This is a genomic window from Chitinophaga niabensis (assembly GCF_900129465.1).
Taxonomy (GTDB): Bacteria; Bacteroidota; Bacteroidia; order Chitinophagales; family Chitinophagaceae; genus Chitinophaga; species Chitinophaga niabensis.
Genome location: NZ_FSRA01000002.1, coordinates 2,009,760 through 2,025,893, shown reverse-complemented (window position 1 = coordinate 2,025,893; position 16,134 = coordinate 2,009,760). Strand labels below are relative to the sequence as shown.

The following is a 16,134-nucleotide window of genomic DNA, read 5'->3' as shown; positions in this document are numbered from 1 at the left end:
TTAGCAAAATGAAAATTATATTTTTTCTCTGCTTTGGGCTGATGATCTGTATACGATCAAATGCTCAGAAACTTCCAAAAGCGTTCTCGGATGGCTTGTCCGGAATGATCTGTCCCATATTTACCAGCCAGGATTCCGCAGTGGATATGTATACTGTAGCTATTCTATTATCGCCCGGCGGGAAGGTATTAAAAACCATGTTCTCTCAGGGAACACCAGACTCCCTGAAGCCTGAAATAATGCATAGGATAGCCATCGCACGTATCGGCCTTACGCCACTTTCCGAATATTGGGAGAAATTCTGTTCAGAGAATGCTATAACGGATAACACCTGTATTATCCAGCCGGTCCTGCTTAGATTTGAAGACACGGATACCAAAACCTTCACGATAGAAGAAGTAACAAATATATACACGAAGGCAATGACCTTCGATGACCCCTTGATCGCATTCAGGCAAAAGCTGAACATTATCTGGCTGGCGCCGAAAACAGCCAGGTTAGTGCATACTGAAATTGTTAACTGATAAAATAGCTGGAATTCCGATTAAAAATTATACCTGATCCTTAAGTGCCCATGCTTAGCGGTGACTGGTTCATATTTAATCACCAGTGTGTCTGCATACCAGTCTATCAGAAAACTGGTATCCACGCTACCTTTGGGAAGATCTATCCTGTTTACTTTATAACTGCCATCTGTTTCTCCCCTGATCAACAAGCGATAGTTAAAAGGGTCTTCCCTTTCTGATATTACCATCCGTTCCACTGGTTTTGACAGATCATTAATAACGATTGTTCTATCGGAACAAGCTGCCAATAAGAGTACACTAATAAGGATAGTCGTTTTCATAAAATATAGTAAAATACTTTATCTTCGAAAGATAACCATTGTTTGTCCCATGTTAATTAAAATATTCGGCAGCGCCGTTCAGGGCGTGGAAGCCATTACCATCACCATAGAAGTGAATGTTGGCCAGGGTACACAGTTCTATCTCGTGGGCCTGCCAGATAATGCGGTAAAGGAAAGTGAATACCGCATTGAAACTGTTATCAAAAATATCGGCTACAAAATGCCGCGCCTCCGCACGATCGTGAACATGGCGCCTGCAGACATCCGTAAAGTGGGGGCCGCTTATGATCTGCCTATTGCAGTGGGTATACTCGCTGCATCCAAACAACTTACGCCTGTGTATGATACCACACAATTTGTGATCATGGGAGAGCTATCGCTGGATGGAACACTGAGGCCGATACGTGGCGCTTTGCCCATGGCGTTGCAGGCTAAGAAAGAGGGATTCAAAGGCATTATCCTTCCGGCACAGAATGCAGCAGAAGCGGCTATGGTAGATGGTTTAGAAGTCTATGCTGTTCAACACATCAATGAAATAATCTCTTTTCTTAAAGGAGAAGAAAAACTACATCCTATCCCTCCGATACATTACGCTCCCCAACAAACTTTTGACCTAGACTTCGCAGAAGTAAAAGGCCAGTACTTTGTAAAGCGCGGAATGGAAATTGCCGCAGCAGGAGGACATAATATACTAATGGTTGGTGCACCCGGCGTAGGCAAAACAATGATCGCACAACGGCTTCCAACCATCCTTCCACCACTCACTTTACAGGAAGCATTAGAAACAACAAAGATCCATTCCGTTGTAGGAAAAGCAGGCCAGGTAATTACAACCAGGCCATTCCGTTGCCCACATCATACCATCAGCGATGTTGCTTTGGTAGGAGGAGGTTCAACACCACAGCCAGGAGAAATATCCTTAGCACAAAACGGCGTACTCTTTTTAGATGAATTACCGGAATTTAAAAGCACTGCGTTAGAGGTATTAAGGCAGCCTATGGAAGAGAGAAAAGTAACCATCTCCCGCATCAACTTCACCGTTGATTTCCCTTCGAGCTTTATGCTGGTGGCGTCAATGAATCCTTGCCCCTGTGGGTACTTCAATCACCCACTTAAACATTGTTGCTGCCCTCCCGGTGCAGTACAGAAATATCTCAACAAAATATCCGGCCCCTTAATGGATCGTATTGATCTGCATATTGAAGTAACACCGGTACCGCCATCGCTTATGATCGAAGATGATAAACTTACTGAAGCAAGCGCCGTCATACGTGAACGGGTTATTGCAGCACGCAACATTCAGGCACAGCGGTTTAAAAATGAACGTTATGTTATCTTCTGCAACGCCCAAATGAATAACAAGCAATTACATCTTTATTGCAGATTACTCCCAAAAGCCCGAACGCTTTTAGACAGGGCCATGAAACACCTGCACCTTTCTGCCCGCGCGTATAATCGTATCCTGAAAGTCAGCCGCACCATAGCAGACCTTGCAGGAGTAGAAGAAATAGATACAGCCCAAATTGCAGAAGCAATTGAATTCAGAAAGCTGGATAGGGAAAGTTGGGGGCAGTATCAGTGTTAATAGAATAAATTTTTCTGGTTCAGGACAGCTGGCAAGGAATTATTTTAGTGATCAGCAACTGATCGCTATTCAGCATCCTTGTGTATTCTAAGTTAAAAGCAATAATTTTTATTTTTTGCAAGCTGGTTATGTGAGGATAGAAAACTGAACAATGAACGGACTGCATCGCAACGAAGTCCCATAAAAGCACGAATGCTGGGAACAAAAATGTATTTATTTGTAAAACGCACAATTTGATATTACAAAATAAGACCGTTAGCTATTAGTTGACCTTACATCGTCAACTACTGGCTCTGGAATAGTCAACAAAAAATAGAAGAATACAAATATTGCTATTATCGCAGTAATCAAAAATGCGTTACCTGCTCCAAACTGAAACCAAATCCAGCCAGTAAAGGAGCTTGCGAGCATAGTGCAGACACTTTGAAAACCTGTGTAAGTGCCTATGGCAGTAGCTGTATCTGCTTTGTGAGTGATACTGCTTATCCATGCCTTCGATATACCTTCTGTCGCCGCAGCATACAACCCATATAGGAAAAACAAAAAGCCATACCAATACCAGCTTCCTGTAATTGTCATCCCGGTGTACACTATTATAAACAGCAATAATCCGCTGACAAATATTTTCTTCAATCCCATCCTGTCTGCCAACATTCCCAATGGGAAGGCGGCTAAAGCATATACTAAGTTGTAAAAAATGTACACTCCAATAGTAGCTGTATCACTTAATCCTGCCTGTTTTACTTTCAGCAGTAGAAATACATCTGAACTGTTACTGAGCGTGAACACTAATAACCCTACAACTACTTTTCTATAAACAGCGGGACTGCTTTTCCAGTAGCGCAGGAATGAAAAGAAGCCAACCGGTGTTTTGTTTTCCTTTACTACTGTTTTCCTGTCTTTGAGGTAAAAGGATAGTCCAATAGCCAGTAGTCCGGGCACAAACGCCACCAGGAATAATGTCCTGTACTGCCCGGGATAAAAATAGAGAAATAATAGTGCCAGTGCAGGCCCGGCCACAGCTCCGAGTGTATCCATTGAGCGGTGAAAACCGAATACCCGGCCTTTGGTAGCCGGTGAAGCTTCATCAGACAGCAGAGCATCCCTGGCTCCTGTACGAATGCCTTTGCCCAACCGATCAATGGTTCGGGCAAAGAATATCCATACCGGGTAAACCAATACTGCCATCATGGGTTTGGAAACGGCGCTTAGCACATAGCCTAACTGTACAAAAGGTGCCCGTTTGCGGGAATGGTCAGACAGCTTCCCAAAATACCCTTTGCTTAAACCTGCTGTTGCTTCAGCAACCCCTTCCAATATGCCAATCAGCAATATGGAAAAACCAATGCTTTTTAAATAAATGGGCATGATGGGATACAGCATTTCACTGGCCACATCGGTCAGCAAGCTAATGAAGGACAATATCCAGACGGTGCGTGTCAAATATTTCATGAAACAACCGGTTTATAAAGTAATCCTAAATCCTCCATTAAAGATAAAGCCATCTATCGGTGTATAGATCTCCCGGAAATCGGGGTGCTGAATAGAGCCTGTGTACATCGGTTCCCACCGGGACTGCCGGGTATCCAGCAGGTTCTCAAAGTTCAGGAACACACTGAAATATTTAAACTTCCTTTCACCGGATATTCCCATTACCCAATAATCCCGCACTCCTTCCCCGTTTGTAAGTTGTTGACGTCCGGTGTAAAACAGTTCATAGGCAATACGCCACTTATCTTCCGCCTCATACATCACATTACAGTTGATGCGGTGTTTGGCCGTGAGTGGATTAACAGATACATCATGCTTGAAGTCCCTTTGGGCATCGGTATAGGTGTAACCGAGGTACAACGACCATTCTTCATAGCCTAACCGGATATTTGTTTCAAAGCCCCTGGCATTCAAATACCCGTCTGCATTGTAAAAGGTATAATTACCATTGGCCAGCGGCAGTGTATCGAGCAGTAAGGGACTTTTAAGCCGGGTATAAAAGAATAACTGGTTGATGCTGATGCTGACTACATCTTCAAATCTGCCCTTGTAGTTAATATCCACGTTAAACCCAGTAGAACGTTCGGGCCTGGTTGCAGACAATACAAGAGGCTGGATATCGCGGAAACTCTTCTCTTCTGCTTCCTCCGAAAAAATATTGGGTGCTTTATAACCCAGGCCACCACCAACGCGGCTGGTGAAATGCGTGTTGAACTTGTACATGGCTGATATGCGCGGCAATACAAATACATCATGCTGGTTGGTGTAATCTGTACGCAAGCCTGTTTCCAGCACAAATTTTTCGGTAGGCTTCCAGTTACTTTGTACAAAGATGCCGCCGGTTACCAGCTTATAATCCAACGGGTATTGCGTAATACTGGTTTGCCGGAATTTATCGGTTACAAGGCTTAACCCGGCTACCCATTCAGTTTTGTCTTTAGGCAGCAGGAAACTGGCTTCAGAAAAAGAAGCATGTTGTTTGCCTGCAAAAACAAAATCGGGTAATTCAATGGTGCGGGAAAAATAGCCGATGCTATTCTTTAATGTCAATACTGATCTATCCACAAACGTTTTCTCCAGCTTGAACTGCGTGGCATATCGGTCTGTTTTGTTCCTTTCAAAATAACTATGGGTATTGTTTGCATGACCTTTGATTACCTGCATATCACCGCCCAAGCGGTTTTCAAAACTGGTATTTAGGCCCAGGCTTACCGTAGTGGAAGTGTTGGGATAATAAAAGAACTTAGGATTAAGAGTATAGCGGGTAAACCGGGGAATATCTGAAAAATCATCGTGATTGTTATTATACGCTGCCTGCGAGTTACGGGTGGCAAACAGGGTTATGCCTATCTTATTAAATTTCTGTCCGTAGTAAGCATTCAGGTCAAGTGCCCCGGTCTGATTCACATTAGTCAGGAAGGATAATTCCCGTTTGACCATAGGTTCTTTGGTAACCAGGTTAACCAGTCCGGCAATGGCTCCCCCGCCGTAGAGCGTGGAGGATGAACCCTTGATTACCTCCACTCGTTTTAGGTCAAGAGGGGGGATCTGTAAAATACTCAATCCACCGGAAAACCCGCCGTAAAGGGGAAACCCATCTTTCAGCATTAATGTATATCTGCCATCCAGCCCTTGGATGCGGATACTGGCACTGCCGGATACGGCAGAGGTTTGCTGCGTTTGAATACCAGTGCTTTCTGTTAACAACATGCGGATATTACCCGGCTGCATCACTGCTTTTTCATGTAATTCGCCGGCAGTGATGGTTTCAATGCGGGTGGGAATATCATTGATGCTTCTGCTACTGCGGGTAGCAGTCACCTGAACTTCCGCCAGGTGGCTTTCTGCTGGTTCCAGCAATATTTCTATTGGCTTTTCAATCGGAAAGCTGAAGATTTGTTCTTTGGTCTCATATCCGATATAACTAAAAATAATGGCACGTTTACCTGCTGGAATACTGACAAAACTTACAATACCAAGGCTATCTGAAATCAAAGTAAGAGCAGTTCCTTTAATAAGCACAGTAACACCTGGCAGCGGCTCTTTTGTTTCGTCGTCTTTAATGGTAACTGTACTTTGCTGTTGAGCCAATAATGAAAAGGTATAGCATATAATTAACACGATGAGCGTAAAACGTTTCATAATTAATTTGATGAAGACATACAATAATATTCAGGAGTACCTTCAAGTATCTCACTGCAATTGGAGTTTGTAAAACGTGGGCTACATCAAATTAAAAAGGAGGAATTAAATAGGAAAATTTTACGTTTTCCTAATGGTAGTCGGGGGTAGATCGACTTGCAGTAACAATGTTTACTAAATAGTGGCGAAAAGTTAAGCGTGGTAAGGGGGGGAATGAACAGTATCTCAGCATTTTGCGGCAATACCTGCTTTACTGTTACCTGCTGCAATGTCTGCTTCTCTGCCGGTATATAAGTGTCGTAGTCATCAAAAAAGGTTTGATGATAATTCCCTATATCAGTTTCAATGGCCGCTGTAAAAAAACAACAGCTCACAACCAGTATAAATATTTTTAGCAGAAAAGAACGCATAATCAATACTCCTGCAAATATAGAAAATTCCCTAACTACGTTATTTATTTTAAATCCGACAAGAAGATGAGGAGTTTAAGGTGAACTTATCGCTTATAAGCTGCAGCTATAAGTTCAAATATTAGTTTTTATAATTTGTCAACGCCTCATCAATGTGCAATTACGATCTGCCGTCAGCGGACAGCCGTTCAAGCATAAAGCCATTTAGAGCATGTTCTTTATATTTCCATCTCTTTTATTTTTTCGTCAATCATCTTTACTTCCACTTTTTCATTCATCACATTACAAGACGCCATAATTTTCTTCGATCATCGCCAACAGATCTGAAGTCTCATTCAAGATAAACCCAAATCCCTTCAACCGTTTAATGATCAATAACCGCCGAAGAATATTTTACCCCATCAATGCTGCCCATTCTGCGCCTCCGTTTTCTTATAATCCTCACTCAGCTTCTTCTGCACATCAGCAGGCACAGGCGCATACTCCGCAAAAACCGCTTTCACTTTAGCCTTCCCCTGGGTAACATTCCGCAGTGAAGCATATAATTTATCCAGCTCAGCCTGTGGCGTCCGCGCTTTGATCACCTGGCTGGCATTACCGCTATCCATGCCGGTAATAATGCTGCGGTGGCTTTGCAATTCACTCATAATATCTCCCATCATCGCTCCCGGAGCAGAAGCTTCCAGGTCATACACCGGTTCCAGCAACTGCGGCGCCGCCTGGTGGAAGGCTTCCCGGAAAGCCATCATGCCAGCTATCTTGAAAGAGATATCATTGCTATCTACCGGATGCATCTTACCATCATATACACTCACACGGATATCCCGAACATAAGAACCGGTAAGCGGCCCCTCCTGCATTTTTTCCATCACGCCTTTCAGGATAGATGGAAGGAAACGTGTATCAATGGCTCCGCCCACAATACAATTATTGAATACCAGTTTTCCGCCCCAGTTCAATGCAATCTCTTCCGTTTCGCGAACAGTGTATTCCTTGAATGCCGGCATGCCTTCATAATAAGGTTCTATCTTCATAAACACTTCTCCAAACTGCCCTGCACCACCGGATTGTTTCTTATGCCGGTAAGAGCTCATGGCAGGTTTCTGAATGGTTTCACGATAGGGGATCCGCGCAGGCAGATAGTCAACCGGCATGTTATAGATATTCTCCAGCCGCCATTTGGTAACGAGCAGATGCAGATCGCCCTGGCCGTGGAGGATCACCTGGTTCAATTCACGATTGTATTCAATTTCAAGCGTAGGATCTTCCATGTGTATTTCACCCAGCACTTCACTGAGCTTTTCATCATCGCCTTTGTTCTTTGCTACAATGGCCACCCGCACTTTGGGAGCGGGGAAGTGAATAGGATCTACCTGCGCGTTGAAGTTCTTATCGTTGAGTGTATGATTAGTAAAGGTATTTTTCAGTTTAAGTGTGCAGCCGATATCCCCGGAACGCAGGCGTTCAACGGGCTGGCGGTTCTTTCCATCTGCAATGAATAACTGGTTCAGTCTTTCAGAAACATTGCCTTTTTCGTTGTACAGCTCCTGCCCTGCTTTCAGTTCTCCGCTCATTACTTTAAAGAAAGAAAGTTTACCGATATGCGGCTCCAGTAAAGTTTTGAAAATGAACAAACAGGTGGGGCCTGCAGGGTCGCAGGGAATTTCTTTTCCTTCTTCTGTTTGCTCTGCTGGCATTTCCACGGCGGAAGGGGCTACATTATCTATGAAGCCCATCATGCGGCCGCTGCCCATATTACTGCGGGCACAAAGGCAAAACACCGGGAACACCTGGTGTTTCATCATCCCTATTTTCAATCCCTGCCGCAGTTCATCTTCATCAAGGCTCCCTTTATCGAAGAACAGTTCCATGAGGGCATCATCATTTTCAGCGGCTTTCTCCACCAGTTCATTATGCAATTTATCCGCCTGTTCCTGTTCTTCCGGCGGAATAGGTAATTTTTCCGGTTTACCGCCACCAGCCGGAAAACGGTACATCGTCATTTTCAACAGATCGATGATGGCATTGAATCCCGGTCCCTGGTTGATGGGGTATTGCATCACCGTTACTGCTGAGCCAAAAAATGCCCGCGCCTGTTCCAGGGTTTGGGTATAGTTGGCATTTTCATGGTCCAGGTGATTGATAGCGAGGATAGTAGGTTTATTGTACTGGTCGATATAATCCCAGATCAGCTCTGTTCCAACTTCCACCCCGTTATACGCATGCAGCAGCAAAACCGCCGTATCGCAAACCCGGATGGAAGAAATGACCTCCCCCACAAAATCCTCAGACCCCGGCGTGTCTATGATATTGATCTTATAATCCCGCCACTCCGTATGCGCCAGGGTAGCATATACAGAGTTTCCCCTTTCATGCTCCACTTCGTGGTAGTCGGACACGGTGTTCCTTTCTTCAACGGTGCCCCTTTTACTGATAATGCCGGCTTCGAACAACATGTCCTCAGCCAGCGTGGTTTTTCCGCTCTTGGCAGCGCCAATGAGCACAATGTTTTTAATGTGTTTTTCATCATACATTTTCATACGGCAGAAGTTTAGGGTGTGAGTGGTACACCGGTTTGGGTCCGTATTGCCGATCGGGAAGGAAGTATCAATTTTTAAGGCTCATAACATGCGGAAAAATTACCATCCGGCTGCTACTATTAAATTACGGTTTTTTGATGTAAATACCGTGATAAGTACAGTTTAAAATCGATGTTTAAACACTATTGCAGCGGGTTTTTACCCTAACTTTGCCTCCATGAAATTGTTGCTCAAATATCTGAAAGGCTTTAAATGGCTGATAGTATTTGCATTACTGTTAGCTACCGTAAACCAGGTCTTCTCCCTGATGGACCCCTGGATCTTCGGAAAGATCATAGACAGGTTTGCAAATATCCCCCATGCGGGCGGCCGTTCCCTGAATGAATACCTTATAGGTGTACTGTTACTGTTGCTGGCCTCCATCGGGGTAGCCATGGTTTCCAGGATCGCCAAGGCTTTCCAGGACTATTTTGTAAGTGTGGTAACCCAGAAACTGGGTGCACAGATGTATACGGATGGGTTGAAGCACTCCATGCGCCTTCCCTACCAGGACTTTGAAGACCAACGCTCCGGGGAAACCCTTGCTGTACTGCAAAAAGTGCGGTTAGACAGTGAGAAGTTCATTTCCCAGTTCATCAATATCCTGTTCACCACCCTTATAGGTGTGGTGTTTGTAATGGTCTTTGCTTACAGCGTTCACTGGTCCCTCGTATTTGTGTACCTGGGAGGTTCCGTGATCCTGGGCTGGCTCATGAACATCCTCAGTAAAAAGATCAAGGGTATCCAGAAGAACATTGTGAAAGAAACAACTGTACTGGCAGGCGCTACCACGGAATCCCTCCGGAACATTGAACTGGTAAAAAGCCTTGGCCTCACACACCAGGAGATCCGCCGGCTGAATACCAACACCATGAAGATCCTGCTGCTGGAACTGAAGAAAGTGCGTAGCATCCGCAGTATCTCTTTTGTACAGGGTACTTTTGTAAACCTGCTGCGTTCGTCCATCCTCTTCATCCTGCTGTACCTGGCTTACCGCGATACGGCAACCGTTGGGCAGATCTTCACCTTACAGCTTTATTCATTCTTCCTCTTTGGCCCGTTGCAGGAGTTAGGGAATATCATTCTCGCCTACCGCGAAGCAGAAGTTTCCCTCGGGAATTTTGAACGGATCCTGAACAGTCCTGTAGAAGCCACACCTGCCCACCCAAAGAAATTATCTGATATACGTGAGCTTACCTTCGAGCATACTGGTTTTAAACACCTCACGGCACTCAACAAAGCGCTGGACGATATCAATTTCTCTGTAAAGCTGGGTGAAACCATTGCTTTTGTAGGCCCTTCGGGAAGCGGTAAAACCACGCTGGTGAAATTGCTCGTAGGCCTCTATCATCCGGGAGAAGGCAGGATCCTTTATAATGGGCTGGATGCTTCCAGTATCGACATAGAAGAACTCCGTCACCAGATAGGTTTTGTAACACAGGATACGCAACTGTTCTCCGGCACTATCCGGGAGAACCTGCTCTTTGTGAATCCGCGTGCAACAGAAGAAGAACTCATGAGTGCCCTGCAACGTGCCGCCTGCTACAGCCTGCTGGCAAGAGCAGAAAATGGCATAGATACCGTGATCGGTGAAGGTGGTATCAAAATATCCGGTGGAGAAAAACAACGTTTATCCATTGCCCGCGCTTTATTAAGGCACCCGCGTTTGCTGGTATTTGACGAAGCTACTTCCGCACTGGATTCTATCACGGAAGAAGAGATCACACAAACCGTAAGGAATGTAACGTCCAGCCGGGAACATATTACCGTGATGATCGCTCACCGCTTATCTACTATCATGCATGCAGACCGTATCTATGTACTGGAAAAAGGCAGGATCGTGGAAACCGGCGCGCATCATGATCTGCTGGCAGAGAAAGGATTGTATTACGCCATGTGGCGCCAGCAGATCGGGGAAAGAAAAACACTCGAACCGGCACAACCCGCCTGATTTGTGTAAATTTGCGGCATGACGAAAAAACGACCCGGTTATATACTGAGCCTGTTAAAAATGAAATGCCCCCATTGCAGGAGAGGTGATATGTTCAAAACAAAGAACCCCTTCCACTGGCGGCTTTCAAAGATCTTTAACATGTACGATAACTGCCCCGTATGCGGTCAGCATTATGAACTGGAAACCGGTTTCTGGTTTGGTACGGGATACGTGAGTTATGCACTCGGTGTGGCTTTTTCTGTGTTTACACTTATTCTGTATGCCCTGATCTTTGGCATGTCCTGGTGGGATGATAGTATCTTCTACTGGCTGGGGATTAACGGCGTTCTGCTGGTATTGATCCAGCCCTGGCTGATGCGCATCTCCCGCGCGATCTATCTCTACTTCTTCGTTTATTACGATGAAGATACGGCGGCCCTGCCGGATGTTGATCACAAGCATAATAAGCGCCCTGGTCCTCACCCGACAGAGCATTCACATTAATATTAAGATATTTACCCTCCATCAGCTAAGGGCCGTGAAAACGGCCCTTTTTTGCTTTTCATCCAAAATCTGAGCAGTATGCCAGATTATCTTAAATATCTTGATCCCGCTACGGGAATGAATATCAACAACCGGCAAATATATCTTTTCCACTGGGATAATTTACCACATTTTTTTGTAATCAATAACGCAGGAACCCCTTTACAAGCCATTTAAATTATGAACGGTAATACCTCTAATTATTCAAAATATTCATTTGCAACAAAGTTGCAGTTTATTATATTTGCAACATTGTTGCACGCATAATAAACCTAAAACTATATGAAGAAGATCCTTCTCCCGGCTCTACTGGCGGGCCTTTTTGTTGCCAGTTGTAAGAAAGATGACAAACCAGCACCCAAACCGGAACAGGCAGAAGCGGCTTACCTCCGGCTGGTGGTATCTGATGTAGACAAAGCACAGATCACTATACTGGAACCACTTACAAAAAAGACAACCGTGTTCCCTATCAAAGCAGCACAACCCACATTGTATGCTACCAGCACCGGCCAGTTTGCCACAGTGATCAGCAGAGCGGCCAATACGGTTGAGTTCCTCAACTCCGGTATTGAAAAACATGCCGGCCACCTGCATGTGCATCTTATAGAAATGGCTGTGCAAAAATTCACGGAAGCAGGACCCACGCATTATTATGCACATGATGGCCTGAATGCTATTTTCAATGATGGCACCGGCAGCATCAGTATTTTTAAAGACAATGAGCTGGAAGGCGGCAGTGGACGTGTATTACCAGTAGCTGCACCACATCATGGCGCTATGGTGATCTTTGATGATCACACACTGGCTGTTACGCAGAAGGATGGTTCCGTAAGCGGTACACTTCCTGAAAAAGTGAAGATCATCGATCGCTATGGCACTACTTTACATGAAGGTACAATTGCCACGAAAGGAATACATGGAGATGCCGGGAATGGTAAGCTGGCAGCCTTTGGTTGCCCGGATGGTATACTCATGGTACAACAGAACGGCACGCAATCCCTGATCCCTTATCCTGCTGATTTTGGCACTGCCTGGTTAGGTACGGTATTAGGCAGTAAAGCCTTACCTCATTTCTTTGGGTATACAGCAGCATTAGGGTTGTACAAAATTGATCCCGCTGCAAAAAAGATAACACTGGTGCTGAAAAATGATAACAGTAATATTCATCAATACATGCTGGATACGGACGGTAAAAACCTCTATGTATTACTCATAGACGGTACTTTGAAAGTTTTTGACGCCGTTACGGCACAATTGAAAAAAGAAGGTAAGATCACTGCGGTTATACCTGCTGCCGCTACACCTGCTGAGAAGCCTTACTTCGCAGTATCCCGCAAATGCGTGTATATAACAGACCAGGCAGCAGGTGCTGTGAAAATGTTCTCTTTACCTGATCTGAAAGAAATAAGCAGCATTCCCGTAGGGAACAAGCCGTTTAAAGTGTTAGTAGTAGGAGATCAGGAAGGATTGGAAGTGATAAATGATTAGACACGGTATAACTCAGCGCATAAAAGCAGTCCCCGCAAATCATTAAACCTGTAAAACCCGGAAAACAAAGAAGCCGTCCCCGCAAATGAGGGACGGCTTTCTTCTTTCCTTTCCAATCTATCAGTCTTAAGCCTGTCTTATTTAATTTCCACGGGGAATATCGTTAACACATCTGTACTGCCTGGTGCATAAGTACCATCTTTAGCACCCGGCTGGTGACGCACCACAACATTCAGGAAACCGGTGAACGCCGCAGCCTTCGTAGCCATAGAGATCTTCAGGCCAATGGGCAGGTTCTTACTGTCTTTATCCAGTGGTGTTACAGTTGCCACAGTACTGAGGGAATCTTTCACAGCAGCAGTGGCTGTTGTATAGAAAAGATGGAACACCCTGTGCTCATCTCCCTCTTCTTCAATCTCTGCTGTTACATTATCTGCAGGGTTCTTGCGTTCATCTAACAGTTCTGTGGTTACGTTGTAAGTAGTGTTTACTTTCAGGTTGATCTTGTCTATTACAGGAGGATTACCGGCAATACCATCCAGGTCTTTCCAGGTAGCGGTCACTACATCTGCTGCATTCGCTGCATTGGTGAAAGTAAGTTTCAGTGTGGTGATCTCTTCATTGGCATTTTCTGTAGGTGTATCATTCTTCTCCTTTTTGCAGGCTGCAAATACCAGTGTAAATAAAGCAGCAAACAGGAACAGTCTGGCGAAATTCTTTTTCATACTATTGAATGTTGTGTGATTTTAAAATGTTGTTACGATGCTTTCTTTCCGAAGTTGAGTGGCACCTTTAGTTTCAGATAAATGTTCGTTCCGGGTTCATCTGCGAAATACCGGAAGAAGTTCAGGTATTCCCTGTACCGGGTATTCAGCACATTGGTGGCCCCTATGATCACAGAGATGGGCTGCCTGCCGAAATGCACGGTAGATCCTGCTTCCAGGCCCAACAGGTTGTAAGCGCCCGGAGGTGCCATCAGGTCCTGCCCGCGTGGATCATTGGGATCTTTCAGATTGGCAGGTATGCGTGTTTGCTTCAGCACATTGTTTATACTCACAGACACATAATTATCCTTCAGGCGTTTTAAGTTGCCGGGAAAGAAAGTAAGCTCATGTTCGAAACGGTCGCTGGGCATACCGATCATCCAGTCATTGGCAGATTCGTTGTAAGCGCGCAACAGCGAAGCTTTAGTGAGTATCTGCCATTTAGGAAGGAATTGCCACCTGAGTTGCGCATCCATTCCTTTCATGCTGGCATCTGCCTGCCGGTAATAAGTGTAAGGAAATGCGCCGCGTATAGTTACCACCACACTATCCGTCGGCTGCTGGAAAATGAAATTGTGGATGTAGTTGTAATAGAAGTTCACATCTGCTTCCAGTTTTTCACCGAGGTCGTAATGCAGGGTAGCATTGAACTTGCTGGCGCTTTCCCCTTTCAGGAAAGGGTCTCCCTGTTCTATCACTGCTGCACCATGATGCAAACCGGATGCATACAATTCATTCACACCTGCTGCACGCCATGCACGCGCTGCGTTAACGGAAATATGCAAATGATCGTTCAGCCGGTATTGCGCTCCCAACGATCCGGAGAAGCTGCCATACTCCTGTTCCGGGTAGTTGATCTCTTTCGCATTATCGTCTATGTTGTAATAATCTTTATGATCGTAGCGTACACCACCTTCCAGCAACCATTTGTTATTATTGCTCTCCCATTTCTCCATCCAGAAAGCACCCCATTGCATGCTTTGATAGTTGGGGATGAAGAGCCTGCTTTTGTAACTGTTCTCCTGGTACATGGCAGAAGTACCGATAGTACCCCGCAAGCCTTTCCAACTATTGTGATCCCATACCAGTTCTCCCGTATAAGTGGTGAGGTTCAGGTTCATCTGGTTTACAGACAATGCCGAACTCCTGTCCAGCTCATTCCTGAAGTTGAACTGGCGTGCTACTACAAGGTTGAGTTTTCCGGCCTTGCCGGTATTCAGGTATGCTTTTACCTTGAACAACTCATGTTCTACATGTTGATAAGGCCTGTTGATATCATAACTAAAACCTTCTGTAAATTCCGGGAAAGGTCTTTGCTGTTTGATCACTTCTTCCAGGTCTGTACGGTTGCCGATGTGCGAACCTTCAAACACACCCAGGTTGGTATTAAACTGGCTATAGAAGATCTCTGCTCCGTAGTTTTGTTTCTTCCAACCCAGTGCGGCGGAGAAATTATATTCTTCCACACCTGTGTTATCCAGCCAGTAATCAGGTGTACGGGTATTACCACCTTTACGCAAAGTTCCCTGTAAACGCCAGCTGAGGCCCGGTACTTTAGGTACCTGTTGTTCCAGTGTGGCAGAAACAGCACCCAGCCTGTTATTGGAAAAACCAACGAGGTCTACTTCTCCTTTCATGCCGGGTGTTACCGGTAAAGGTTTAGGTTCCACCAATACCACTCCGCCAATAGCGTCTCCGCCATAACGTAATGCGCTGGCACCTTTGATCACCACTATCTTATTGGCGAGGAAAGGATCTACTTCCGGTGCATGCTCTGTACCCCATTGCTGGCCTTCCTGGCGGATGCCATTATTCAGTACCAGTACGCGGTTGCTATGCAAACCATTGATCACCGGTTTGGAAACATTAGGGCCGGTGGTCATGCTCGTAACCCCGTTCACTTTCTTTAAAGCCTCTCCGAGTGTAAGTCCTCGGGTTTTATCCAACTCTTTGCCACTGAGTGATTCCACCGGTGCGGTGGTCACTTCTTTTGCAGCATGGCCGGTTACAGCTACTTCCTGCAATTGGGTGATGCTATGCGGAAGGGTAATATTCCTGCGTTGATCAGCACTTACATTCCATTCAATCTCTACCGGCGCACAGCCGATATGACTGATACGGATATTATAAATACCGGGACATAAACCATCCAGCGAATAGAATCCTTTATCGTTACTCCTTACAGAAAGCCCGGTTTCTTTTACCACTATCGTGGCGCCGGATAGTGCCAGTTTGGTTTCACTATCCGTAATAGTACCACTCAGGCGGATGGTACATTGAGCACTGGCGCCGGCAATAAATAACAATTGCAGCAACGCCCCTGTCAGCGCGAATTTCCTTATCATTTTCATG

Annotated in this window: 11 protein-coding genes; 5 read left to right on the top strand and 6 right to left on the bottom strand. The window is 45.2% G+C overall.

Features of this window, described 5'->3' with window-relative positions; all coding sequences use genetic code 11:
• Positions 1-8 precede the first annotated feature (8 nt).
• Complete coding sequence (locus BUR42_RS25540) at positions 9-524, top strand: hypothetical protein (RefSeq protein ID WP_143197576.1); 516 nt, start codon at positions 9-11, stop codon at positions 522-524.
• A gap of 20 nt (positions 525-544) precedes the next feature.
• On the opposite strand, the gene BUR42_RS25535 is transcribed toward BUR42_RS25540, so the two are convergent.
• On the bottom strand, positions 545-847 hold the full coding sequence (locus BUR42_RS25535) for a hypothetical protein (RefSeq protein ID WP_143197575.1): 303 nt from the start codon (positions 845-847) through the stop codon (positions 545-547).
• A gap of 49 nt (positions 848-896) precedes the next feature.
• Between BUR42_RS25535 and BUR42_RS25530 the strand changes: the two genes are divergently transcribed.
• Positions 897-2,432, top strand: a complete 1,536-nt coding sequence (locus BUR42_RS25530; RefSeq protein ID WP_074242387.1) for a YifB family Mg chelatase-like AAA ATPase — start codon at positions 897-899, stop codon at positions 2,430-2,432.
• 255 nt (positions 2,433-2,687) lie between these two features.
• Here BUR42_RS25530 and BUR42_RS25525 read toward each other — a convergent pair whose 3' ends face one another.
• The 3 genes from BUR42_RS25525 to BUR42_RS25510 all read right to left on the bottom strand — a co-directional run bounded on the left by BUR42_RS25525 (position 2,688) and on the right by BUR42_RS25510 (position 9,015).
• Positions 2,688-3,884, bottom strand: coding sequence for an MFS transporter (locus BUR42_RS25525; protein ID WP_074242386.1), 1,197 nt, complete (start codon positions 3,882-3,884; stop codon positions 2,688-2,690).
• Positions 3,885-3,896: 12 nt separating this feature from the next.
• On the bottom strand, positions 3,897-6,065 hold the full coding sequence (locus BUR42_RS25520; protein ID WP_074242385.1) for a TonB-dependent receptor: 2,169 nt from the start codon (positions 6,063-6,065) through the stop codon (positions 3,897-3,899).
• Between the two features lie 811 nt (positions 6,066-6,876).
• Positions 6,877-9,015: an elongation factor G gene (locus tag BUR42_RS25510; protein WP_074242383.1), complete on the bottom strand. Its 2,139-nt coding sequence runs from the start codon at positions 9,013-9,015 to the stop codon at positions 6,877-6,879.
• Between the two features lie 217 nt (positions 9,016-9,232).
• Between BUR42_RS25510 and BUR42_RS25505 the strand changes: the two genes are divergently transcribed.
• The 3 genes from BUR42_RS25505 (at position 9,233) to BUR42_RS25495 (ending at position 13,018) form a co-directional block, all read left to right on the top strand.
• A complete protein-coding gene (locus BUR42_RS25505) occupies positions 9,233-11,005 on the top strand; it encodes an ABC transporter ATP-binding protein (protein WP_074242382.1) in 1,773 nt (590 codons plus the stop codon).
• Between the two features lie 18 nt (positions 11,006-11,023).
• The gene (locus BUR42_RS25500) at positions 11,024-11,491 is read left to right on the top strand and encodes a DUF983 domain-containing protein (protein WP_074242381.1); all 468 of its coding nucleotides are present in this window, start codon (positions 11,024-11,026) and stop codon (positions 11,489-11,491) included.
• 321 nt (positions 11,492-11,812) lie between these two features.
• Positions 11,813-13,018, top strand: coding sequence for a YncE family protein (locus tag BUR42_RS25495; protein ID WP_074242380.1), 1,206 nt, complete (start codon positions 11,813-11,815; stop codon positions 13,016-13,018).
• A gap of 137 nt (positions 13,019-13,155) precedes the next feature.
• On the opposite strand, the gene BUR42_RS25490 is transcribed toward BUR42_RS25495, so the two are convergent.
• Together BUR42_RS25490 and BUR42_RS25485 are read right to left on the bottom strand one after the other, a co-directional pair.
• Positions 13,156-13,743 (bottom strand): hypothetical protein, encoded by a 588-nt coding sequence (locus BUR42_RS25490; protein WP_074242379.1) that lies wholly within the window; start codon positions 13,741-13,743, stop codon positions 13,156-13,158.
• A gap of 32 nt (positions 13,744-13,775) precedes the next feature.
• The gene (locus tag BUR42_RS25485) at positions 13,776-16,127 is read right to left on the bottom strand and encodes a TonB-dependent receptor (RefSeq protein ID WP_159442351.1); all 2,352 of its coding nucleotides are present in this window, start codon (positions 16,125-16,127) and stop codon (positions 13,776-13,778) included.
• Positions 16,128-16,134: the final 7 nt, after the last annotated feature.

Coding starts and splice junctions, on each gene's coding strand:
- BUR42_RS25540 (WP_143197576.1), top strand. CDS start 9: ATGAAAATTATATTTTTTCTCTGCTTTGGGCTGATGATCTGTATACGA.
- BUR42_RS25535 (WP_143197575.1), bottom strand. CDS start 847: ATGAAAACGACTATCCTTATTAGTGTACTCTTATTGGCAGCTTGTTCC.
- BUR42_RS25530 (WP_074242387.1), top strand. CDS start 897: ATGTTAATTAAAATATTCGGCAGCGCCGTTCAGGGCGTGGAAGCCATT.
- BUR42_RS25525 (WP_074242386.1), bottom strand. CDS start 3,884: ATGAAATATTTGACACGCACCGTCTGGATATTGTCCTTCATTAGCTTG.
- BUR42_RS25520 (WP_074242385.1), bottom strand. CDS start 6,065: ATGAAACGTTTTACGCTCATCGTGTTAATTATATGCTATACCTTTTCA.
- BUR42_RS25510 (WP_074242383.1), bottom strand. CDS start 9,015: ATGAAAATGTATGATGAAAAACACATTAAAAACATTGTGCTCATTGGC.
- BUR42_RS25505 (WP_074242382.1), top strand. CDS start 9,233: ATGAAATTGTTGCTCAAATATCTGAAAGGCTTTAAATGGCTGATAGTA.
- BUR42_RS25500 (WP_074242381.1), top strand. CDS start 11,024: ATGACGAAAAAACGACCCGGTTATATACTGAGCCTGTTAAAAATGAAA.
- BUR42_RS25495 (WP_074242380.1), top strand. CDS start 11,813: ATGAAGAAGATCCTTCTCCCGGCTCTACTGGCGGGCCTTTTTGTTGCC.
- BUR42_RS25490 (WP_074242379.1), bottom strand. CDS start 13,743: ATGAAAAAGAATTTCGCCAGACTGTTCCTGTTTGCTGCTTTATTTACA.
- BUR42_RS25485 (WP_159442351.1), bottom strand. CDS start 16,127: ATGATAAGGAAATTCGCGCTGACAGGGGCGTTGCTGCAATTGTTATTT.